The 23,527-nt window shown below is 42.6% G+C and carries 19 protein-coding genes; 18 read left to right on the top strand and 1 reads right to left on the bottom strand.

The genetic code is table 11. The features are described 5' to 3' along the window. Positions 1 to 6 precede the first annotated feature (6 nt). The 16 genes from AC3QLY_RS11155 to AC3QLY_RS11080 all read left to right on the top strand — a co-directional run bounded on the left by AC3QLY_RS11155 (position 7) and on the right by AC3QLY_RS11080 (position 16,468). Positions 7 to 1,299, top strand: coding sequence for an efflux RND transporter periplasmic adaptor subunit (locus AC3QLY_RS11155; RefSeq protein WP_298939060.1), 1,293 nt, complete (start codon positions 7 to 9; stop codon positions 1,297 to 1,299). An 18-nt stretch (positions 1,300 to 1,317) separates the two neighbouring features. After that, positions 1,318 to 1,905, top strand: a complete 588-nt coding sequence (locus AC3QLY_RS11150; protein ID WP_298939059.1) for an HD domain-containing protein — start codon at positions 1,318 to 1,320, stop codon at positions 1,903 to 1,905. Between the two features lies 1 nt (position 1,906). Then, positions 1,907 to 2,653, top strand: a complete 747-nt coding sequence (gene cmoA, locus AC3QLY_RS11145; protein WP_298939058.1) for a carboxy-S-adenosyl-L-methionine synthase CmoA — start codon at positions 1,907 to 1,909, stop codon at positions 2,651 to 2,653. After that, positions 2,650 to 3,372 (top strand): methyltransferase family protein, encoded by a 723-nt coding sequence (locus AC3QLY_RS11140; RefSeq protein ID WP_298939057.1) that lies wholly within the window; start codon positions 2,650 to 2,652, stop codon positions 3,370 to 3,372. Before cmoA ends, AC3QLY_RS11140 begins: the two co-directional genes overlap by 4 nt. A gap of 41 nt (positions 3,373 to 3,413) precedes the next feature. Beyond that, complete coding sequence (locus tag AC3QLY_RS11135; RefSeq protein WP_298939056.1) at positions 3,414 to 4,295, top strand: bestrophin family protein; 882 nt, start codon at positions 3,414 to 3,416, stop codon at positions 4,293 to 4,295. Positions 4,296 to 4,328: 33 nt separating this feature from the next. Further along, positions 4,329 to 4,784, top strand: a complete 456-nt coding sequence (locus tag AC3QLY_RS11130; RefSeq protein WP_298939055.1) for an MgtC/SapB family protein — start codon at positions 4,329 to 4,331, stop codon at positions 4,782 to 4,784. After that, positions 4,781 to 5,758 carry a hypothetical protein gene (locus AC3QLY_RS11125; RefSeq protein ID WP_298939054.1) on the top strand — a complete coding sequence of 326 codons (978 nt, stop codon included), beginning with the start codon at positions 4,781 to 4,783 and terminating at the stop codon, positions 5,756 to 5,758. Before AC3QLY_RS11130 ends, AC3QLY_RS11125 begins: the two co-directional genes overlap by 4 nt. Before the next feature lie 5 nt (positions 5,759 to 5,763). Next, positions 5,764 to 7,800 carry a heavy metal translocating P-type ATPase gene (locus AC3QLY_RS11120; RefSeq protein ID WP_298939053.1) on the top strand — a complete coding sequence of 679 codons (2,037 nt, stop codon included), beginning with the start codon at positions 5,764 to 5,766 and terminating at the stop codon, positions 7,798 to 7,800. Positions 7,801 to 7,895: 95 nt separating this feature from the next. Then, positions 7,896 to 8,750: a restriction endonuclease gene (locus tag AC3QLY_RS11115; protein WP_298939052.1), complete on the top strand. Its 855-nt coding sequence runs from the start codon at positions 7,896 to 7,898 to the stop codon at positions 8,748 to 8,750. Positions 8,751 to 8,758: 8 nt separating this feature from the next. After that, entirely contained in the window at positions 8,759 to 9,307 is a 549-nt protein-coding gene (locus tag AC3QLY_RS11110; protein WP_298939051.1) for an AAA family ATPase, read from the top strand. A 452-nt stretch (positions 9,308 to 9,759) separates the two neighbouring features. Next, positions 9,760 to 9,957: a hypothetical protein gene (locus AC3QLY_RS11105; RefSeq protein ID WP_298939049.1), complete on the top strand. Its 198-nt coding sequence runs from the start codon at positions 9,760 to 9,762 to the stop codon at positions 9,955 to 9,957. Between the two features lie 462 nt (positions 9,958 to 10,419). Next, positions 10,420 to 11,265 carry an RteC domain-containing protein gene (locus AC3QLY_RS11100; RefSeq protein ID WP_298939048.1) on the top strand — a complete coding sequence of 282 codons (846 nt, stop codon included), beginning with the start codon at positions 10,420 to 10,422 and terminating at the stop codon, positions 11,263 to 11,265. Between the two features lie 355 nt (positions 11,266 to 11,620). Continuing rightward, positions 11,621 to 11,929 carry a helix-turn-helix domain-containing protein gene (locus tag AC3QLY_RS11095; protein WP_298939047.1) on the top strand — a complete coding sequence of 103 codons (309 nt, stop codon included), beginning with the start codon at positions 11,621 to 11,623 and terminating at the stop codon, positions 11,927 to 11,929. Positions 11,930 to 12,016: 87 nt separating this feature from the next. Continuing rightward, on the top strand, positions 12,017 to 13,480 hold the full coding sequence (locus AC3QLY_RS11090) for a DUF3945 domain-containing protein (RefSeq protein ID WP_298939046.1): 1,464 nt from the start codon (positions 12,017 to 12,019) through the stop codon (positions 13,478 to 13,480). 19 nt (positions 13,481 to 13,499) lie between these two features. After that, entirely contained in the window at positions 13,500 to 15,581 is a 2,082-nt protein-coding gene (locus AC3QLY_RS11085; RefSeq protein WP_298939045.1) for a type IA DNA topoisomerase, read from the top strand. Beyond that, positions 15,581 to 16,468, top strand: a complete 888-nt coding sequence (locus AC3QLY_RS11080; RefSeq protein ID WP_298939044.1) for an ORF6N domain-containing protein — start codon at positions 15,581 to 15,583, stop codon at positions 16,466 to 16,468. Before AC3QLY_RS11085 ends, AC3QLY_RS11080 begins: the two co-directional genes overlap by 1 nt. Here the strand turns inward: AC3QLY_RS11080 and AC3QLY_RS11075 are convergent, their stop codons facing one another. Beyond that, the gene (locus AC3QLY_RS11075; RefSeq protein WP_298939043.1) at positions 16,469 to 17,236 is read right to left on the bottom strand and encodes a methylamine utilization protein MauJ; all 768 of its coding nucleotides are present in this window, start codon (positions 17,234 to 17,236) and stop codon (positions 16,469 to 16,471) included. A 188-nt stretch (positions 17,237 to 17,424) separates the two neighbouring features. Here AC3QLY_RS11075 and AC3QLY_RS11070 point away from each other — a divergent pair, with 188 nt between their 5' ends. Both AC3QLY_RS11070 and AC3QLY_RS11065 read left to right on the top strand, forming a co-directional pair. Beyond that, on the top strand, positions 17,425 to 17,862 hold the full coding sequence (locus tag AC3QLY_RS11070) for a DUF1896 domain-containing protein (protein WP_298939042.1): 438 nt from the start codon (positions 17,425 to 17,427) through the stop codon (positions 17,860 to 17,862). Continuing rightward, on the top strand, positions 17,849 to 23,335 hold the full coding sequence (locus tag AC3QLY_RS11065) for a helicase-like domain-containing protein (RefSeq protein WP_326991509.1): 5,487 nt from the start codon (positions 17,849 to 17,851) through the stop codon (positions 23,333 to 23,335). The genes AC3QLY_RS11070 and AC3QLY_RS11065 overlap by 14 nt, the downstream gene beginning before the upstream one ends. Positions 23,336 to 23,527: the final 192 nt, after the last annotated feature.

The raw sequence follows: 23,527 nt of genomic DNA, 5'->3' as shown, positions 1-23,527 counted from the left end.
GATAAAATGAAAATCATAGGAAAAATATTAGTTGCAGTTATACTTGTATCTTCTTTATATAGCTGTGGTGGAAAGGAAAAGACCGGAGAAGGTAGTACTGCCGAAGCAAAAAAGGCAGAGGCCAAAGGCGAAGAAGGGCATGGAGAGGAAGAGTCCACAACCATTGCATCACTTACCCAGGAACAGATCAAGGCGGTTGGAATAACTCTTGGAAATATCGAAAATAAAAATCTCACTGCTTCTATTAAAGCGAATGGTGCGCTTAGGGTTCCCAATAATAAAAAGGCAAATGCTACTTCGCTTTATGGAGGTGTTGTTAAAAGTCTTCGTGTTCAGTTGGGTGATTTTGTCCATAAGGGCCAAGTTATTGCCACCATCGAAAATCCGCAGTTTGTTCAGTTGCAGGAAGAATATATTACCATCGATAGCAAGATTACCCTGGCGCAGCAGGAATTAAATCGTCAGAAAGAGCTTAATCAAGGCAACGCCGGGGCTTTGAAGAACCTTCAAAGTGCTACAGCCGATATCAATGCATTATTGGCTCGTAAGGCTTCATTGCAAAAGCAGATACAGTTAATGGGTATTAATCCGACAAGTATCAACCGGGATAATCTAAGAGCTGCATTGGTAGTTACAAGTCCTGTCAGTGGTACAATAAGTAATGAGTTTGCCAAGATCGGTAGTTATGTAGATGTGTCATCCCCCGTTGTTGAAATTGTAGACAACAGTTTGCTCCATCTTGACCTTCAGGTATTTGAAAAGGATCTCCCCTACATGAAAGTGGGACAAACGGTGAATTTCACCATCACCAATAACCCCCAGGTAACATATAATGCAAAAGTATTCAATATAGGTTCATCATTTGAAAACGAAAGCAAAACGGTAGCTGTGCACTGTACAGTGGTAGGTAATAAAACCGGACTGATTGATGGCATGAACATCACAGGAATGGTGAGTGTAGAAAATGTTATGGCACCTACGGTGCCAAATGAGGCCATTGTTGAGGCGGAAGGTAAATTCTACATTTTCGTTCACACAGACAAAGAACCTGAAGCCGGTCATGAAGAAGGAGGTGATGAACACAAAGAAGGCGAAAAACACGATCATGTTGCCGAGAACCAACAAAGCGAACCTAAAATGAACTTTGAAAAGATCGAAGTAGCGAAAGGCGTTTCCGAATTGGGATATACGGTAATCACTCCTGTAACTAATATTCCAAAAGACGCAAAAATAGTTACAAAGGGAGCCTTCTTCATTAATGCCAAACTGAGCAATGCTGGAGGGCATGACGATCATTAATCCTAAAATGATGAGGTTATGAATCAATTGATAGAGTCTGTAGAAAATTACGTTTTGCTTTTTCTAAAGCAAAAACTCTCATCTGACCTTGTGTTTCATAACCTGGCTCATACCAGTGAAGTAGTTAACGCAGCTTGGGAGATCGGGCAAAACAGCGATTTGGATAAATCAGAGATGGAGATACTTATCGTTGCTGCCTGGTTTCACGACTGCGGATACGCTTATGCTTATACCGGTCATGAAGAAGAAAGTAAAAAGATAGCAAAGAGTTATCTGGAAAAATGTGGTGCCAATACTGATTTTATTTTATCAGTATTGGCTTGTATAGAAGCAACGAAATTTCCACAGCGTCCAAGGACTATGGTTGAAAAAGTATTGTGCGACGCTGACCTTTTCCATTTTACTAAAACCTCATATCCTCATTATGCAAAAGCCATCAGGAAAGAGTTTGAAGTGTTTCTTGACAAGATATATTCGGAAGAAGAATGGCAGAAAGTAAACACGTCGCTACTTATGGCTCACAACTATTGCACCGAGTATGGAAAGTCTGTCCTGAGCAGATTTAAGGACGTTAATGTTGAATTGGTGAACAAGAAAAAAAATTAAAATGAAAGACGAAAATACTAACAACTTATCGGATGATGTATTTAAGAAAAAAGTTGATACCGCCTTTGATTTCGCATTTGATAAAAAAGTTGCATTGGTTTTTGATGACATGGTTAGTCGGTCGGTACCCTTCTATGGGGAGATGCAGCGAATGGTAAGTGAATTGGCAAAAAACCATGTACAGCCAAAGACAAAAGTGTATGATATAGGCTGCTCCACAGGAACCACCTTAATACAAATATCTAAACTGGTTCCTGAAAATGTAAACCTTGTAGGAATAGATGATTCCGAAGAGATGATTGTCAAATGCAGGGAAAAATTGAATAGTCTATCGCTTAACAGAGAAATAGAACTCAATATGGTTGATATTACAAAGGATGTACCTGTACAGGATGCTTCAGTTGTAACGATGGTACTGGTTCTTCAATTTGTTCGACCTATTAATAGACTGGAAATTGTCAAAAAGATATATGATGGACTTACCGAAAACGGAGTATTTATCATTGTCGAAAAGATCCTCACGGAAGAAGCTTCATTTAACAGGGAGTACATCAACTACTACTATGACTTCAAAAGAAGAAACGAATACAGTGAGCTTGAGATTTCACAGAAGCGGGAAGCGCTTGAAAACGTGTTGATACCTTACAAGACAAGCGAAAATATCAATATGCTGAAAAACGCGGGCTTTAAACAAGTCGAGGTGTTTTTTCGCTGGTATAATTTCACAGGAATAATAGCAAAAAAATGATAATACAATTAGGAAATTTCTTCTTTAGGTACAGAAATGTAATTTTCATATTTCTGTACTTACTACTATTTGCCCCATCGATGGAGTTGTTTGGAGCGGAAAGATGGGGTGACAAATATTATTTTTATCCCATTGTTTTTGGCTTAATAATAACCATTTCCGGCCAGCTCATTAGGGGCGGCACCATAGGGTTAGCGTATATAATAAGAGGCGGGCAAAATAGAAAAGTGTACGCAGACGAATTGGTCACTACCGGAATTTTCAGCCATGTAAGAAACCCCCTTTATATAGGAAACATACTCATGTTATGGGGAGCCGGAATAATGGCTAATTCATTGTTGTTTACACTTGTAATAATGCCGTTGTTTGTTGGTATATATCAGTGTATTGTCCTTGCTGAAGAAGACTATCTCAGGAAAAAGTTTGGTCAGGGTTTTATAGACTACACCAAGAAAGTGAATCGATGGGTTCCCAGTCTTAAAGGTATCGGGGATACGTTTTCCTCAATGAAATTTAACTGGAGAAGATGGCTGATCAAAGAGTATGGGACACAGTTTGTCTGGCTTTTGGGCATAGCATTTATATTACTGTATAAGTATCCCGACCTAATCGGCAGAGATCAGGCGACCAGAATAAAGTATGCTGTAGTATGTTTTTTAGTCATTGGCACCTATTACCTCACGATAAGATTTATAAAAAAATCCGGGCGTTGGAAATGATGCCTGCGGTAAAAATGACAATATAAAATCACAATATTTTTATGTTATTAAATCGTAAAATATCAATATGGTACTTTGTCAATGAAATCAAAACACAGATGGTTTTGATCTGTGTTTTTGCGATATCTATCGGATTGTTGGATATGCATCCGACATTTAAAAAAACTTCATTGCCTCTAAGTGTTCCTGCTCTGGTAGGAACTGCGGTTTCCCTTTTGCTTGCTTTTAGAACGGCACAATCCTATGAACGATGGTGGGAAGCCAGAACAGTTTGGGGTGCTATCGTAAATGATTCACGAAGCTTAGTGAGACAGTTCATACAGTTTATTCCTGATGACCTCAAGTACGAAATCAAAGAATTTGCTGGCAGGCAAATCGTCTGGACCTATGCTTTGGGAGAGTCATTGCGCAGGCAGGAATTTTCCCCTTCTGTTCAGGCGTACTTAAATATTCACCAGATAAATGCTGCAAACATACCAAACGTTTTACTCAATAAACATTCCGAGACTATCAAGCAGTTAGCTGCCGCGGGAGCAATTACGGATATTCAACAGGTACAGTTAAATGAAACACTTGCAAGGTTATGCGATAGTATGGGTAAGTGTGAACGAATTAAGAATACCGTTTTCCCAAGATCATATAGCCTTTTGGTACATACATTAATCTATGTTTTCGCAGCTATTTTACCGTTCGGGTTGGAGGATTCGCAGCTTGCTGTCGAAATCGTAATGACCATCCTTATCCCAACACTTTTTATTGCCATCGAAAAAACGGCCATCATCATGCAGGACCCTTTCGAGAATACTCCTGTTGATACACCGATGACTTCTTTGGCACAAACAATAGAGATCAACATATTAGAAATGATCGGGGAAAAAGATATTCCAGTGAAGCCTCAAAACGACTCTTATTATGAAATGTAAGGTTATCATTATTAATCATTAACCATAAGCGAAATGGATATTCAATTTGAACTTTTACTTTCGGCTAAATTGTTACTGGCAGTTCTGCTGGGAGGTATTGTTGGCGTGGAGCGCGAAAGAGAACAACAAAACACAGGCATCCGTACTTTCGCCTGCATTTGTGTTGCCTCATGTCTGTTCGTATCTGTCGCCGCGCACTTGTCTGAAGATAAATCGGCAATTTCAAGAGTCTTGTCAGCGGTTGCCACGGGCTTAGGATTTATTGGGGCAGGTATTATTTTCCGGGATGAAAGAAATATGCCGAAAGGACTCACTACAGCCGCCGGATTGTGGGCGACTTCCGCGATCGGAGTAGCCATCGCCCTTAATATGTTTGTAATAGCTGTCTCATCAACGCTCATCATTCTCTTGATTTTTAGTATCAACAAATCTGCTCCTTATAGAAAATTTGTTGACAAATTATTTAACGATAAAGAAAAGCAACAATGAATCAAAACAATATCCAATTTGATATCCATCTAAATACGATATCCGTCCTCCTGGAGAGGGCAAAAACTACCGAAGACCCTGCTGTGTATCTCTTTGAGAACGATTTCAGGACACCGTTGTTTCAACTGGAGGCACTGGCCAGGATATATAGCTCCACCGGGCCTAACAGGAAGAAATTTGATAAGATGCAGGAAAAATTCAAGCTACTGGAAGATACGTTAGGTAGTATAGATTACTTTGATGCTTACGGCAAACTGTTTTTTAGCAATGAGAAAATACCGGGGGATGTTAAGTCTTATTTTTCCCGTAAAGAGGAAAAAACCGTAAGCAAGCTTAACAAAATACTCAAGAGCGAGGGCTGGTTAAACGGAAAGCAATTAGAAAGGATTAACAATGATCTTAAAAAAACAGGCTGGAAAAATAAAGATGAACAGCACAAACGTCTCCGGAAATTCTATAGGTCGGAAATTGAAGAGATAGTGGATTTCGCAAAAGAAGGCAAAGTTGCTTTTACCGATGTAGAATCGGGTATCCACGAGTTGCGCAGAAAATTGCGCTGGTTGAGTATATACGCACAAGTTTTACAGGGTTGCATAAAGCTCGTAGAGATTGAACAGGAAAAACTGGCCTTAGGGAACTACCTTACAGGTTCCGTATTAAACTCGCCTTACAATAGGTTACCCCCGGTGGAGGATAAAAAACTGCACCCGCTATTGCTTTCCCAATATAGTTTTTTCGCTCTTAGCTGGATGATTGAGCAATTGGGACTACTCAAAGACCGGGGCTTCGGACTACTGGCGTTGGCAGAGGCTATCATGGAAACCAAAGGCATCAAAAATGAAAAGGACGCAATACTTCAGGCGAAGAAGTATTTGGGCAACAAAGCTCCTTCAATTGATGATGTGTTGAAAGAAGGTAATCAGATTACAAAGCAATTTTTTACAGACAGAATATTAAAAAATCTTTTAAAATAGAAATCATGGAGCACAAACATCAATATGACGCGCAGGGCAGGCAGATCTGTTGCACCCAAACGGAAAAAGTATATACCAAGGCAGGCGCAAAAGACCTTGTAAAAGAGGAACATCATAAAAATGACGGACACGATCATGGCCATAGCGATGATGCTGGTCATGACCACGGTAATGTAAGTGAAAGTCCATTTAAAATGTTCCTTCCTTCCATCATTTCCCTGTTACTTTTGCTCGCTGCCATAGCATTCGATAACTGGATACCTCAGGAATGGTTTAAGGGGACTGTCAGGTTTATTTGGTATCTGATAGCCTACGCAATTGTGGGATTTCCTGTAATTAAAGACGCCATCAAAAGTATTTCAAAAGGTGAGGTATTTTCGGAGTTTTTGCTGATGAGCATTGCAACTATCGGTGCGTTTTTTATCAAAGAATACCCCGAAGGAGTAGCAGTAATGCTGTTCTATGCAGTTGGCGAAGTGTTCCAAACCCTTGCCGTATCCAGGGCACAAAGAAACATCAAGGCATTGCTCGACCAGCGGCCCGACGAGGTAACTATCCTTGTAGATGACCGTGCCAAGACCATCAAAGCGGAAGAAGCCCAGATCGGGGATATTATTCAGCTAAAACCCGGAGAAAAACTTGGGCTTGACGGTGAACTCCTTACCGACAATGCATCCTTTAATACAGCAGCGCTCACGGGTGAAAGTAAGCCGGATACCAAGAACAAGGGAGAAACGGTGCTTGCCGGAATGATCAATCTCAATACAGTAGCCCGTGTTAAGGTAACTACCGCTTATACAGATAGTAAACTTAGTAAAATACTGGAGCTGGTACAGAACGCCACCTCCCAAAAAGCCCCGACGGAGCTTTTTATCAGGAAGTTTGCGAAAGTGTACACCCCTATCGTGGTCGTTCTGGCAATAGGAATATGTCTTGTTCCTTACTTCTTTGTAGACAATTATGTATTCAATGACTGGCTGTACAGGGCTTTGATATTCCTTGTGATTTCCTGTCCTTGTGCATTGGTCATTTCCATTCCACTGGGATATTTTGGTGGTATTGGAGCTGCCAGCCGCAATGGTATTCTCTTTAAAGGAAGCAACTTCCTGGATACAATGGCTGCGATACAAAATGTCGTAATGGATAAGACCGGTACAATGACTGAAGGAGTTTTTAAGGTACAGGAAGTAGTGTTCAAGCCCGAATTTAATAAGGATGAAACATTGAAACTTGTTAATGCGATAGAGAGCCTGAGTACGCACCCTGTAGCAACCGCTATACACGAATACGTGGGAGATATTGACAGCTCTATTAAGCTCGAAAATACGGAAGAGATAGCAGGACATGGTTTGAAAGCGACAATAAATGGCAAGGAACTTTTGGTTGGAAATTTTAAATTGATGGATAAGTTCGGTATCAGTTACGATGTTGATCCATCAACCATAGTCTATACGACTATCGCAGTGGCCAGCGATGGAAAATTTGTAGGCTATATTACCATTGCCGATAGTATCAAGGAAGACTCGCAGCAGACCATTGACCTGCTTCACAAGCTCAATGTGAAGGTGACCATGTTAAGTGGTGATAAAACTTCGGTCGTGAAATTTGTAGCCGATAAACTGGGGATCGACAATGCGTTCGGTGATCTGTTGCCGGAAGATAAGGTCAACCGGGTAAAGGAAATCAAAGCTAAGAACGAAACGGTAGCCTTTGTGGGTGACGGGGTAAACGACGCCCCTGTAGTTGCACTAAGTGATGTCGGTATCGCAATGGGCGGACTTGGGAGCGATGCGACCATAGAAACAGCAGATGTTGTCATCCAGGATGACAGACCATCCAAAATCCCAATAGCCATCAATATCGGCAAGAAAACAAAAAAGATCGTTTGGCAGAATATTACCCTTGCCTTTGTGGTAAAAGGTATCGTTTTGATTTTAGGGGCTGGAGGTCTGGCTACTATGTGGGAGGCTGTTTTTGCTGATGTGGGCGTATCCCTGATTGCAATATTGAATGCCATAAGGATACAACGAATGAAGTTTTAGCCTACAATTATGGGTAAGAAGTTTTCGGTAATGAAAAACGTGTTAAGTAAGTCCTTAGAAGGGATACACCTCTTTAGATAAAAATGGAAATAGTTATGCAAAATACCATCAATGAAATATACATTACGAAAGCATCAGGCGAACGTGCGGTTTTTGACAGTAACAAATTGAGACAATCATTGTCCAGGTCGGGAGCGACTTCCGAACAGATTGAGGTTGTGCTGCAAAAAGTGCAGGACATCCTCAAAGATGGAATGGCTACGCAGGATATTTACAGGACTGCTTTCAAATGGCTGAAAAAAATGTCAAAGTCTGTCTCCGCCCGTTATAACCTGAAAAAAGCGGTGATGGCGCTCGGCCCTACAGGTTTCCCGTTTGAAAAACTTACAGCAGCCATTTTGGAATCAATGGGATACAGCACCCAAACAGGAGTGATTGTTCCGGGACATTGTGTAAAGCATGAAATAGATGTTATCGCTACAAAAGTGGAACACCATGTCATGGTGGAATGCAAGTTCCATAACCGCCAGGGCTTTGTAAGCGATGTCAAAATACCACTCTATATTCAATCAAGATTTCTTGATGCGGAAAAAAAATGGCAGGATAGTGGTTGTCACGGCCCCCAGTTTCATCAAAGCTGGATAGTGACAAACGGACGCTTTTCCGAGGATGCGATACAATATGGCAACTGCATGCAAATGCAATTGCTTGGGTGGGATTTTCCAAGGGGCAAAGGCTTTAAAGATCTTATAGATCGCGCCGGTCTTTATCCGGTTACCTGCCTGGTTACCTTAACTGAAAGAGACAAAAAATTCTTATTGGCAAATGATGTTATTCTCTGTAAGTCCCTGTTGCAACGTAGCGAAATATTAGAGAAGTCGGGACTATCTGCTGCGAAGATCAGGTCAATCGTTAATGAGTGCCGTATGCTCTGCGAACCATCAAAATAGTACAAAAAATGGATGTCATCAACCATAAAGAAATAAAAACAAACTGGTATGTAATTACAGGAGGGCCATGCACTGGAAAAACTACCGTGGTGGAACTGCTGGCAAAACGGGGATATGTGACGATTGCAGAACAGGCAAGACACTATATCGATACCCAAAAAGTTGAAGGTAGAACAGTTGAAGAAATAAGGAGTAACAGGGAGCAATTCCAGTTGGAAATACTGAATCTTCAGATCAGGGAGGAATCAACACTGGACGTGAACAAAGTCGCTTTTTTGGATAGAGCACTTCCCGATGCTATGGCCTATTACGAATTTCTTGGACTGAAATATGACGATAGGCTTATTGTGATGTGCAAGAAATTTTGTTATCAGAAAGTGTTTGTACTGGACCGTCTTCCGTTAATCAATGATTATGCAAGACTGGAGGATGAACAAGAGCAGATTAGGATACATAATTTGATTATTGAGGTCTATAGCCGTTTCCCGTGTCCGGTCATCCAGGTTCCCGTACTACCTCCTGATCAAAGGGTCGATTTTATCCTTCAGCATCTTTGAGAAATATTCATTAGTTGCAGGATCAAATGAGATTATTGGGCTGTTCTTTTGTTGATTTCACAGGTGTGTGGGGTTTAAACATACATATTGGAGGACTAACAATTCAGCTAAAATGAGAAAGAACAAAAAAGCGAATAATAAAAAACCGGTTGCTCCGATCTATAGCATCAACAGGAAGTTGACACCTAAGCGGCGACCTAAAAAAAAATGGTATGCTGTTCTCAGGATAATATTCATCATAATAGTGAGTGCAATACTTATTCTTGCAATTATAGCACAGGTGAGGCATTATTACCTTCATGTTTCAGGTGAAGGGCACAAAAAAAGCGTGGAAAAGCAAAAGTAGGCTGTTACCAAGCCGCATTGTTAGGAACTTAGTGGCATTGTATTTGTCTCCATTATAATATTCATAGAATGTAAGCATATAGTATTCACTTTAAACTTAAAATGTTATGAACAACGAAGAACAAAAAAAGGAATCACACAAGCATCCTGAACACCACGAACATCAGGAACACCATCCACACAAGGAACATCATGAGGGACCGGAACATGCCAATGAGCCGGAGCATCATAAAGAAAAAGAGCATCATCCGGAGACTGAACATCATGATGAAAAAGAGCACCATGATACTAAAGAAAAAAAGTAAGCTGAAATTGGAAATTAGATTGGATCTTAGTCAGATCATAATCTAATTTCCATTTTATTTAATAATCTAACCTTCCATTTCTTATCCTACGTGATCCCTCACCATATTTTTACCGAGTTGTAGATAAACAGGCTGTATCAATGGCAGCAACAGACCGTTTTTTCTGTTTACCTATGGTAACCCAATTGCCCTGTGTCTATAATACTCCTTCCATAACCTGATATAAGTCAAGGGGGATATTGAAGATTACCGCATATACTCAACTGATCCTAGACCTTTACCCCGAATACTCCATGATTATTACGCTTAGCCGGATTGGGGCTTTCCGATAAGGCAATAGATATATAATTCCCCAAGTTGGGTTCTACTTGGGGAATATTTTCGTTTATAATTATAATTTTTGTGATTTAATTAGGAAAGTTTCAACTATAAAGTTTGCTAATCCTACAAAAATTATAAGCTATGAAATACTCTCTACAAACCATTATCCTGGAAATTCACAATAAAGAGGACAAGGTTTCCTTACAAAATAAAAGGTTAATCGATGAGGCTTATGAGATGACCTTGTATCTCCAGGAACTACTTTTTTCCGTAAAAGAGTTTGTCATTAAAGAAGGTTTTAAGGACGAAGCAGAGGAAACCCATTTCTTCCGGACAGTGAAACCCCAGATATTGGGAAAATTGATTTATTATAACAAGGTATTTCGCATAGAAACTACCTGTCCCGTAAGCAATGGAAAAATGTACTACAGTTATTTCTCTACACAGTTAGCCCATTTAAAGCGGGAATATATTGAGCACATTTGCAATACGGATTTTTACCGTTATTATCGTTCGGGTCGTACAGATCGGGACGATACTTATTTTAAGCGGGGCCATATAAATTACCATGATGGCCTTAACAGCATAGTTTTTGAAATTGATCCAGCATTTTCAACCTTCTACGACTATAAAATAGCAAGAATTATCGCAAACGAATTGCTTTATACTTATCTGCTTTCTAAGATCAATCCCGATGAAAATCCCGATATGGTCATGCAAAAGCCAGAATCAACGAAGGATGTATTCTGGACAGAATCAAAAAATGCATTGATCGAATTGATTTACGCCCTATATGCTTCCGGGGCCATTTCACATGGCAAAATCGGTATCCGAAAAATAAGCCTCATGTTCCAGATACTGTTCCGTATTCCACTCGGAGATCTGCATCATGCTTTCCACCGGATGAAAACCCGTTCCGGCTCAAAGACAGCATTTTTAGATCAGCTCAAACAATCACTGGAAGAATACATGGATAAGAATTTATAGGAATATAGCTATCCCTAAACAGAAGCAGTACGTTATCCGTGCTGCTTTTTTTATGCCCATCATTTTGCCCATATATGCCAATTGGCAAAGTCAGGGTTATAATAGACTAAAAGTGCCTCCAAAGCAAGGAAATACCTCTACAACAACGGTTTAACCGGATTGCAAAAAAAATAAAAAATCCGCCTTTTCAATTGGCATGACTTGGCAGACAACGAGTGCCAAACTGTTCAATTTTGTCCTGTGATGTTTGAATGATGTATAGACAAAATCGTAGCCAATGAGTGCGTGTAATACAGGCACCAGGCAAAACGATGATTGAGGCAAGACAAATCATGAACATAATAAACGTATCCGTATGAATATTGACAGAATGGAATTTATCGCGTGGATGGAACGCATCATGGATCGTTTCGACATTCTTAACGACCATATTAATAATATACACAAAGACCGAAATAGTATAGACGGTGAAGAGCTGCTCGACAACCAGGATCTTTTGCAAATGCTGAAGATAAGCCAACGCTCCTTGCAGCGCTATCGCTCTTCGGGGAAATTAGCCTATTACACGATCAGTGGCAAACTTTACTATAAGTTGTCCGATGTGCATCAGTTTGTCCGGGATAATTTTAATGCTCCGCTGCAAAGAACAAAGGACAATAAGTGACAAATAGTGCCACGGAAAGCCAACTACAACATACGCTTCAATGCTTCTCCTACTTTCGGACTATTACAATCTTAAATAATCAGGATCATGAGTGAACAGACTACGACAACGCCACAATATCCCGAACAGCTATCGGACATTCTGTTGGTGCTGGATAAAGAAAAAAAGAAAATCCAGGCTGTTACAGGTATCAACAAAAACGGAGAGCTGGAGACCGTGGACCCGGATAAGAAAAACCAGAGCCAGTTTATGCGGGTTGATAAGAGCGGGGACATATTCTCCAATTTCTTTTCCAATTTCTGGAGGCAGCTTAAAGACCCGACACGTTTCTCCTTCTTTAAAATTCCCGCTGCTGAAGCCATTGACGCGGCTCAAAAGATGCAGCAGCAGGTAGACCAGCCTACCAAAGAGGGCGAAGCAGTAATGGCAAAACTTGCAGTAAAGGAGCCACAGGATCAGCAACAAGAAAATAAACAAGAAAACAAAAAAGATATGGAAACAGCACAAGCAACACCGGTAACCAGCGAATACCGCTACAAACCGGAACAGATCGATTGGGAAACAATGAACAACCTCGGACTGAGCAAAGAGTATCTTGAAAAGAAGAACCTGCTCGACCCGCTATTACGGGGATTCAAGACCAATGAACTGGTTCCCGTAAGCCTTAACCTCGGTACGGCCATTACGCGTATGGATGCCAGGCTCGCACTTCAGACCAATGAAAGCGGCGATGTAGTAGTTGCTATTCATGGCATTCGCAGGGAACCAAATTTAAACTTCCCCTTCTTTGGACACGAATTTAGCAAAGAGGACAAAGAGAATTTGCTAAAAACAGGAAACATGGGTCGTGTGGTTGATTTGACCAATCCTAAAACCGGCGAAAAAATGCCGTCCGTAATCAGCATTGACAGGTTGACAAACGAAGTGATCGCATTGCGCCAGGACTGGATGAAAATACCGGATGAGATGAAAGGCATAAAACTGAACGAACAGCAGAAGCAGGCCCTGATGGAAGGCAAACCACTTTACCTTGAAGGAATGATTTCAAAAAAAGGGGAACCGTTCAATGCACCGGTACAGTTCAATGCCGACAAGCGTTTTGTAGAGTTTCTTTTTGACCGGAATGTTAACCGCGGGCAAAACCAGCAAGCAGAACAGCAGCAGGGGCAATTGCAGGAAGCACCCCGGACATTCAGAGGAAAAGAACTTACCGACCAGCAATACGATAAGTTCAAAGAAGGTCAAACGGTTTATGTGGACGGGCTGATTGACAAAAAGGGACAGAAATACCAGGGCTATATCACTTTTGATAAAGAGACAGGAAAAACAGGATTTTCTTTCAACAATCCTGATAAGCTAAAGGAGAAAATCCAGCCCAAAGAAGAAAACAAAACGCAGGTAGCTGTTAACTCCGATGGAAAGACCAATGAAGCTACCAAGAATATCAAAGAGCCTTTGAAAACCGGCCAGCAACAGCCTAAGGACAAAAAGCAGCAGCAACAGCAGGATGCTACCAAAGCTCCGGAAAAGTCCAGGGGTAGAAAAAGGTAATCACTAAAACGACTGTATTATGAAAGCAGTAATTGCAGAAAAACCAAGTGTAGCCCGCGAGATTGCAGCCTTGTTAGGCGCAACAGAAAAAAAAGATGGATACCTGGCAGGTAACGGTTACCTGGTAACCTGGGCGTTGGGCCATCTGGTGGGATTGGCGATGCCGGAAGATTATGGGTTGTTGGGGTTTCAAAGAGAATCCCTGCCCATAATTCCGGCTCCCTTTTTATTAACGGTACGAAAAATAAAAAAGGACAGATCGTATGTCGCCGATGGCGGAGCTGTAAAGCAATTAAAAGTCATTGAACAGGTTATTGGCCGCTCGGAAAGCATTATCGTGGCTACTGATGCGGGCCGTGAAGGGGAACTCATCTTCAGGTATATTTATCAATATCTGAAGTGCAGCAAACCTTTCGAGCGTTTATGGATCAGCTCACTTACGGAAAAAGCCATCAGGCAGGGCTTCGACAAACTCAAACCCGGAAGTGATTTTGATGGTCTTTACGAGGCCGGGCAAGGCCGGAGCCGTGCCGACTGGTTAGTGGGCATCAATGCATCGCAGGCATTGAGTATTGCCGCTGGCAGTGGCGTGTATTCGCTGGGCCGGGTACAGACACCCACGCTGGCCCTTATCTGTAAACGCTATCTGGAAAACAAGAGCTTTACCATTCAGAAATACTGGCAGATTCAATTGGAGCACCGCAAGGAGTTCATGGATTTCAAAAGCCTTTCCAAAACCAAATGGGATGAACGCAAACTCGCCGATGATACGCTTAAATCCATCCAGCGAAACGGATCGGCAACGGTAACGGGGGTTGATAAGAAAAACGTTTCCGAACAGCCCCCCTTGCTGTTCGATCTTACCGGTTTGCAGAAAGAAGCCAATAAAAAGCTGGGGCTTTCTGCCGAACAAACCTTAAATATTGCCCAAAGCTTGTATGAAAACAAATTCATTACTTATCCCCGCACTGGAAGCAAACATATACCGGAAGATATATGGGCCGAAATTCCGGGACTAATCAGGGCGCTGGAGGAGAAACCTTCCTGCAAAGAAGCCGTTTCAAAGGTGAAATGGGGACGGTTTACGAAACGTATTGTCAACGATGTGAAGGTTACCGATCATCACGGACTTTTGATTACGGAGAAAATCCCGCTGGGATTGACGGGAAAGGAAGATGCGATCTATGATATGATCGCCCTGCGTTTACTGGAGTCAGTTTCACATGCCTGCTCTAAAGAAATTACCGAAATCAGCTTGCTGGCACTGCACTATGACTTTTCGCTTAAAGGATGTAAGATCCTGGAACCGGGATGGCGTGCCATCAGGGGAAATTTTACGGAGGAGGATGGTGAGCCGGTACAGGAACTGCCGGAACTAAAGGCCGGTGACAAACTGAAGATCAAAGAAGCCCAGGTACTTGAAAAGAAAACCAAACCGCCGGTGCTCTATACGGAAGCCGGGTTATTGTCTGCTATGGAAACCGCCGGAAGGGAAATAGAAAATGATGCCGAACGCAAGGTCTTACAGGGTATTGGTATTGGCACACCGGCAACAAGAGCTGCTATTATCGAAACTCTTTTTAAAAGAGATTACATCCAGCGTGAAAAAAAGTCGCTGTTCCCTACTGACAAGGGGTTACAGGTGTACCACACAGTAAAGGATAAAAAAATTGCCGACGTTGCCATGACCGCAGAATGGGAAATGGCCCTGCAAAAAATTGAGAACAACGAGGCTGATGCGGCGACTTTCCTTAACGAAATGGAAGTTTATGCAACGGCAATAACAAAGGAACTTCTGAACATGAATATTGCAAAAGAAAAACAGCCGGAACTCGCCTGCCCGAAATGTAAAAGCCATGCCCTGCTTATCAGGGATAAAGTAGTAAAGTGTCCCGATGAAACCTGTAATTGGATACAGTTCCGTACCATTTGCGGGGTAACCCTTACGACGGCGGAGATTGAGAAACTGGTGAAGGAAGGTAAAACGTCTCTTATCAAAGGAATGAAAAGCAAGTCGGGCAAAAAGTTCAACGCTTATATCGTTATAAAGGATAATGGAGAATCCTCTTTTGAATTTGAAAATACTTCACAAAAAAAGTAATGACAGAAAACACCATCATAACCCGGAAGGAAATTGAAAATTTAATTTATTCAGTACGAGGCAAACAGGTCATGTTTGATAAGGACCTGGCCTCCCTGTACCGGGTAGAAACCAAAATATTGAACAAAGCCGTAAAAAGGAATATGGAACGATTTCCGGAGACGTTTTGCTTTCAGTTGACCGAAGCGGAAAGCGAAACTTTGAGGTTCCAAATTGGAACCTCAAACGCCGGACGGGGCGGGCGGCGATATTTACCTCATGTATTTACAGAACAGGGCATTGCGATGTTATCTGCCGTATTGCGCAGCGAAGTGGCCGTAAAGGTTAGTATAGAGATTATGAATGCGTTTGTTGAAATGCGAAAGATGCTGATAGGCAATGCTGCGCTGTTTTCAAGATTGGATAAAATTGAACTCAAACAACTCGAAGCCGACGGAAAATTTGAAGAAATTTTCAGAGCACTGGAAAGCGGTAAGCTCCATAGCGAAAAGGGCATCTTTTATAACGGACAGATATTTGATGCTTACGCATTTGTTTCGGATATTATACGCAGTGCCGAAAGATCAATTATTCTCATAGATAATTTCGTTGATGACACGGTGCTTACATTGCTCGGGAAGCGTATGCAGTTTGTAACTGCCACCATTTATACAAAGAACATATCCAGTCAATTGCAACTTGATGTGCACAGATACAACAGCCAATATCCACAGATCGACGTTCAGATATTTACGCTTGCACATGACCGGTTCCTCCTAATTGACGGAACAGAACTTTATCATATCGGGGCGTCCTTAAAAGACTTGGGCAAGAAATGGTTTGCCTTCTCAAAGATGAATACAGAAGTCAGTAGAATGCTAACTTTCCTGAGCGCTAACAACATTTGATTACACGAATTGCTCTGTGACATCGCTGCCCAACTTTTCAGCCCATTGTTTCAAAAATTTAAAAGCAACATTTTGGACGATCGACAATTGGGCAATCACGTTCTCAACATATTGTACATCCACTGTTACGCCGCCGTGTGCAATTTTGTTTCGTATGTCATTATTATCGTTAATCCATCTTTCATTACCGTTTACGTATTCCCAATCAATACATTCACCCCATAGAGTAATGAAGCAATCCCATATCTTATTTATAATCCCCTGCCTGGTCCGTTCATTGTCGTTACAATATCCGTCTGCTATGACACTTATCGCATTCCAGAATGCAAGAAATTTATCAAATGGATCTTCAGTATATAGCCCTTTTCTGTACCAGCTAAATGCTCTCAACAGCTTGTTTTCATTAAGATTCAAATCTCTTGCAAGTCTGAAACAAAACATAAATTCTTGCCTTTCAACAATTGCTCTTACCGGATTTCTGTCATTCACTTGATGGTATTCATTCAAACTAACATTTAGTGCCGAGTTAGTTCTTAAAGCTAAAATATCAAGCATCTTGCCTATAAAAAGAAGCGCTACTTTATAGGCACGATCCTGATCAGCAGTATAAACGGTGGACGAGATCAGAAAACCATTTTTGTGAGGTCGTATGGAAATATCGCTTTGGAAGATATTTCCGAGGTCCAATTCCTTGTCTGTTCTGAAATCTATTGTTCTCCTAATAGTTACAGGACCGGAAACTAATAATTCTACATTATATATTCTCATTGTTTGGTTTGCATTAAGACCGGGCTTTTACTTTAGCCGTCTGCTTTGTAAAAATAGAAATTAAACTTCAGGAAATATCCAATCAATAAGCCAAAAACTGCCACCCAACGCCAATGGCTACTGCTTTAGGTGTAGGGCATTGTTTCCATTATATTTTAGCCCATCATAAAATTCAAAATAAAATCTGTATGGATACACCGCAAAAAGATCTCTCCTATTTTACACTCAGGCTTCAGGAGTTACTGTACACCAGCTTTCCCGAAAAGGCACACGACCAGAAATTCATTAAGCAACGCTCCAGTTGGGCAGCCAATGCCTACGAGGGTGCCTTCCGGTCGGGAAATGCGATTGAGCAATGCGACCATATTGCTGATTACATATTATTTGAAGGACTGCACTTCTCCCGGTTTGACACCATATTCCAGGTGGTGTGTAATGAGTTCGATACGATTATGGCGGATGAAGAACTACGCCCTTTTGCCTTAAAGATGTTACCTGTATGCAGTTCGCTGTTCGCAAACTACGAACTGACGGATGATTTTGCTTACAGCGAAGCATACGGCCTGCTCTACACGGAAATAACGGGAACCATAGCAATCTGGATCGAGGAAAATGGCCTTCAGTAAGCGTCAACATCTCCAATGGAATATTGATGCCCTGCAAATAGCTTTTAAACTGGAAAAGGAGAAACGCAACGCTACCCAGGGAGAACGGCTGCTAATGAAGCAATATAGCGGATTTGGCGGTCTCAAATTCGTGTTGAATCCCGTAGAAAACCCCACAGATATAAAGCAATGGGCGGAATATGACCGGGGACTGTTTGAAATGACAAGGGAGCTGCACCGGGTGCTCAAAGAAAATGCCGGTGATGAAAAACAATACAAGCGGTATGTGGACAGTATGCGAGGCTCGGTACTGTCCGCCTTTTATACCCCACCGGAAATCATCCATACACTTTCAGATGTACTGACAGAAAACGGTATAGAAATCCGCAATTTTCTCGAACCGTCTGCGGGCGTTGGTGCATTTGTCGATCCCTTTGCTAATAAAGGAATCGTCCATGTTACGGCTTATGAGAAAGATCTGCTTACAGGTAAGATGCTGGAGCAACTCTATCCGGACAGGGAAATCCGAATTAAGGGGTTTGAAGAGCTGCCTGAAAGCGAACTGAACCATTACGATGTAGTTGCCAGCAATATTCCTTTTGGCACCAGTTCAGTTTTTGACCTTTCGTATTCGAAGGGAAAAGATCCGGCAAGGGTTCAGGCTGCCCGCAGCATTCACAACTACTTTTTCCTAAAGGGAACCGATGCGCTCCGGAATGGTGGCATCCTGGCTTTCATTACCTCGCAAGGTGTATTGGATAGCCCTGCCAACCAGCCTATCCGGGAAGCGCTGATGAGGGAGCATAACCTCATTTCGGTAGTAAGGCTGCCCAACAACCTCTTTACCGATCATGCGGGAACCGAAGTAGGCAGCGATCTCATCGTTCTTCAGAAAAACACAGGCAAGCAGGTATTGTCTGAAATGGAAAAGGATTTTTGCCGCTCGTTGGAAACAAAGAACAATACCCACACCAATGCGCTGGTATTGTACACTGACCGTGTTGTTTTCAATGAGATCATCGAATCAACCGATCTGTATGGTAAACCTTATACCATGTTTGTCCATAACGGAGGCGTTAGTGGTATTGCAAAGGATGCAAAGGAAATTCTGAGCGAAGATTTCAGGAATCATCTGGACCTGAATCTCTACAAAGGAATTTTACCCGATAAGCCCGTTGTGCAGCCAGGAATGGCACCAGCACCTCAACCGCCAGCTACTGGCATTGTTACCCAAAGAATGCAAGCGCCTGATACACCTGTTCATTCATCTGCGACAGGCAACCGTGCATCAGATCAGCTACAGGGAAATACGATAATTACAGCCAATGATGCAGCGCCACAGGAGCAGGTACAATTAAGCCTGTTCGATCTTTTTGGCGGTGCGCCGCAGGTCAGCGTTGTAGCTGCTCCTGTCACAACCACAAAAAGGAAAATTACGGTTAAAAGGACTGTACAAAGAAGGCAACCGGGGCTGTTTGATAACATTCCTGTGCGGGCGGCAAAACCGTCCAATCATACAGCCGCGTCATCACCAAAGGCGAACGGCATTCCCGCCGGACAGGGAGATCTTTTTTCCGCTATCAATGTAAATAATGACGGCGAGCTGGAAAAAACAAAACCAGTTGAGCAGGTTACCGAATCAAAAGCAACTACCGATCCGGCTCCGTATAACGGCGAAGTGCAGGCATTCCATAAGGATGACTGCCTTGCAACGGAAAATGGCTATGTAGGCTATCTAAGAAATATTAATACGTCTAAAGGCTCCGCAATTTTCCATCCTTTACCGTTGACCCCACTTCAAAAAGCAAGAACAGAAGCCTATATACAGCTAAGGGATGCTTATCAGCATCTTTATAACAATGAAGCGACGCTTCGGGCCGAACATAAGGCTGAAAGGGAAACACTGAATAACCTCTATGATGCTTTTGTGAAAAGGTACGGCAACCTGAACAGCGCCGATAATATCAAGGTGATTAAAACCGATAGCGCAGGAAAAGAAATGCCGTACCTGGAGCGTGTGGTAGGCGGTGTGGTACATAAAGCAGATATATTCCACCGGCCTGTCAGTTTCTCCACCGCAACGCTTGCTACCGACAATCCCGATGAAGCATTAACTGCATCGCTTAACAAATACGGGGCTGTTCATATCAACTATATGGCGGGGATCAGCGGGATGTCCAAAGAAGACCTGAAGAATGCCCTGCATGGCCGGATCTTTTACAACCCACTGGAGAAGGAATACGAGATCGCTGAAAAATGGGTATCGGGCAATGTGGTTGAGAAAGCAGGAAAAGTGCGGGAATACCTTTCCAGCCAACCGGATGATAAAGAAGTTGCCGAAAGCCTTAAAGCACTTGAAGAGGCCAGGCCCCGCCGCATTGAATTTGAAGAGCTGGATTTTAACCTCGGTGAACGCTGGATACCTACCGGCATCTATAACCGCTTTGCATCACACCTGTTCGATACCGAGGTACGCATTCACTATACCGAAAACACGGATGATTTTTCTATCCATTGTGATAGCAGGAACATTCACATCACAGAAAAATATGCCATCAAATCACAAAGCCGTACCTATGATGGCATTGCTTTATTTAAACATGCACTGGTCAATACCACGCCTGATATCACCAGAAAAGAGACAATAGGTGACAGGGAAGTAAAGGTGCGGGACATGGAAGCCATTCAAATGGCGAATACCAAGATCGACGAGATGCGCAAAGCATTTACGGATTGGCTCCATGCGCAGAACGATGAGTTCAAACAACGCCTTACCGACAGGTACAATGATACCTTTAACTGTTTCGTCCGTCCGCAATATAACGGCAGCCACCAGAATTTTCCGGGGCTGGATCGTAGGGCGCTCGGCATCGAAGACCTTTATCCCAGCCAGAAGGATGCTGTATGGATGATCAAGCTCAACGGCGGAGCCATCTGCGACCACGAAGTAGGTGCCGGTAAAACGCTTATCATGTGTACGGCTGCACAGGAAATGAAGCGGCTGGGCTTGGCCCATAAGCCGATGATCATCGGCTTAAAAGCCAATGTGCACGAGATCGCTGAAACCTACCGAAAAGCTTATCCCCATGCCAAAATATTATATCCCGGCAAGGAAGATTTTACACCGCAAAAGCGGCTGCGCATCTTCGGTGATATCAAAAACAATGATTGGGACTGTATCATATTAACCCATGATCAATTTGGTATGATACCCCAATCACCCGAATTACAAAAAGAGATACTACAAGCGGAACTGGATAGCGTAGAGGAAAACCTCGATGCACTGAAGGCACAGGGCAAGGAGGTTTCGCGGGCAATGCTGAAGGGTGTTGTGCTGCGTAAACAAAACCTGGAGGTGAAGCTCAAAACATTGGAGCACGACATCGAAAACCGCAAGGATGATGTAGTGGACTTCAAAATGATGGGCATTGACCATGTATTTGTGGACGAAAGCCACCGTTTTAAAAACCTCATGTTTAATACCAGGCATGAGCGTGTGGCCGGGTTGGGCAATATGGCCGGCAGCCAGAAGGCTATGAACCTGCTGTTTGCCATCCGTACCATACAGGAGCGCACCGGCAAAGATCTTGGTGCTACCTTTCTTTCGGGAACCACCATCAGCAATTCGCTTACAGAGCTGTACCTGCTGTTTAAATACCTGCGCCCGCAGGCAATGGAAAAACAGGGCATTTCCTGTTTTGATGCCTGGGCAGCCATTTACGCCCGAAAAACGACGGATTACGAGTTTTCGGTCGCCAATAATATCGTATCAAAAGAACGTTTTCGCTTTTTTATCAAAGTGCCGGAGCTGGCGCAGTTCTATTCAGAAATAACGGATTACCGTACGGCAAAGGATATTGGTATTGACCGGCCCGAAAAGAACGAGGTATTATACCACATACCGCCTACGCCGGATCAGGAGGTCTTTATCAAAAAACTGATGGAGTTTGCCAAAACCGGTAATGCAGAACTGTTGGGCAGACCTCCGTTAAGCGAAAGCGAAGAAAAAGCAAAAATGCTGATCGCAACGGACTACGCGCGAAAGATGTCGCTGGATATGCGGATGATCAGCCGAAAGTATGGCGACCATCCTGATAACAAGGCATCGCATTGTGCGGCTAATATTGCCAAATATTATAACCGGTTCCATGCACAAAAAGGAACACAGTTCGTTTTCTCCGACCTCGGCACCTATAAGCCCGGTGAGTGGAATGTCTATTCCGAAATTAAGCGTAAGCTGGTGCAGGACCACGGCATCCCTGCACACGAAATACGATTTATACAGGAAGCGAAAAATGAAAAGCAGCGCAAGGAACTTATACAGGCAGTTAATGAAGGAAAGATCAGGGTACTGTTCGGTTCCACCGAAATGCTCGGTACGGGGGTTAATGCGCAAAAGCGTGCCGTAGCTGTTCACCACCTGGATATTCCCTGGAGGCCAAGCGATCTTGCACAGCGGGATGGCAGGGCGATCCGTAAGGGTAATGAAATTGCGAAGTTCTTTGCCGACAACAAAGTAGATATTTTCATTTATGCGGTAGAAAAATCGCTGGACAGCTATAAATTCAATACCCTGTACAATAAGCAGGTATTTATCGACCAGCTAAAAACCAACAGTCTGGGCAAACGTACCATTGATGAAGGCGCAATGGATGAAAAAACGGGTATGAATTTCTCGGAATATGTAGCCATACTTTCGGGCAATACAGATCTGCTGGAAAAAGCCAAGTTGGAAAAGCAGATCGCCGGTCTGGAAAGTGAGCGGCAGGCATTCAATCGCGCCAAGTTTTCTTCCAAATATAAGCTGGAAGATATTACGGCCACATTGGAAAGTACACAAGCACGATTGGATCGGATGACACTTGATTGGGAAAACCTGCAAAAACGGATAGAGAAAAACAAAGATGGTGATATACTCAACCCGGTACAGTTAACAGGTTTACCGCCCAATGCTGATATTAAGCAGATAGGCGCAAAACTCAACCAGCTTTCGGAAAAAGCCCGTACAGGCGGGCAGTATGAGGAAATCGGCTCGTTGTATGGCTTTACATTACTGGTGAAAACAGAGGTTTCAGAAAATGACAGTACAACCCTCGAAAGGGACAATCGTTTCTTTGTTCAAGGTGAAGGCGGTATCAAATACACCTATAACAATGGCCGGATGGCGACCGATGCGAAAACTGCATCGTTAAACTTCCTCAATGCGCTTGAAAAAATACCGGGTATTGTAGAGCAGGAACAAAAGAAAATTGCCGGATTGCAGAAAGACCTGCCCGTGCTTCAGGAAGTAGTCAACGGTGCTTGGAAAAAAGAAAATGCACTGGCAGAATTGAAAACAGAACTGGCCGCAGTGGATAGAAAAATACAGTTATCTATAAAGCCGGAGTCTGAAGGCAAAACAACGGATCAGGTTGAAGAGCAAACACCGGTTTCAGACAATTCAGAACCGACCGTTTACGTCAAAGGCGCTCATTTACCTCGTAGTGTATTGTAATGATAATCAATGGATTTTTTGCCGAATACCAATTCAAATCCTAAAAAAGCGTGCTCAATCTTTCCCAACTTGGGTTTTTTATTCCTAACAATGTTTAAAATTTGTAATGCCTGTTTCACTCCATGCGATAATGAGAACACGTTGATAACAAATGGAATGTAGCAGTGACTGGAGTAGAATATTATACAAGAC

The sequence above is a fragment of the Hydrotalea sp. GW822-HT8A01 genome, assembly GCF_058798575.1.
The sequence above is the reverse complement of the archived record's forward strand: the minus strand, read 5'-3'. Positions and strand labels throughout refer to the sequence as shown.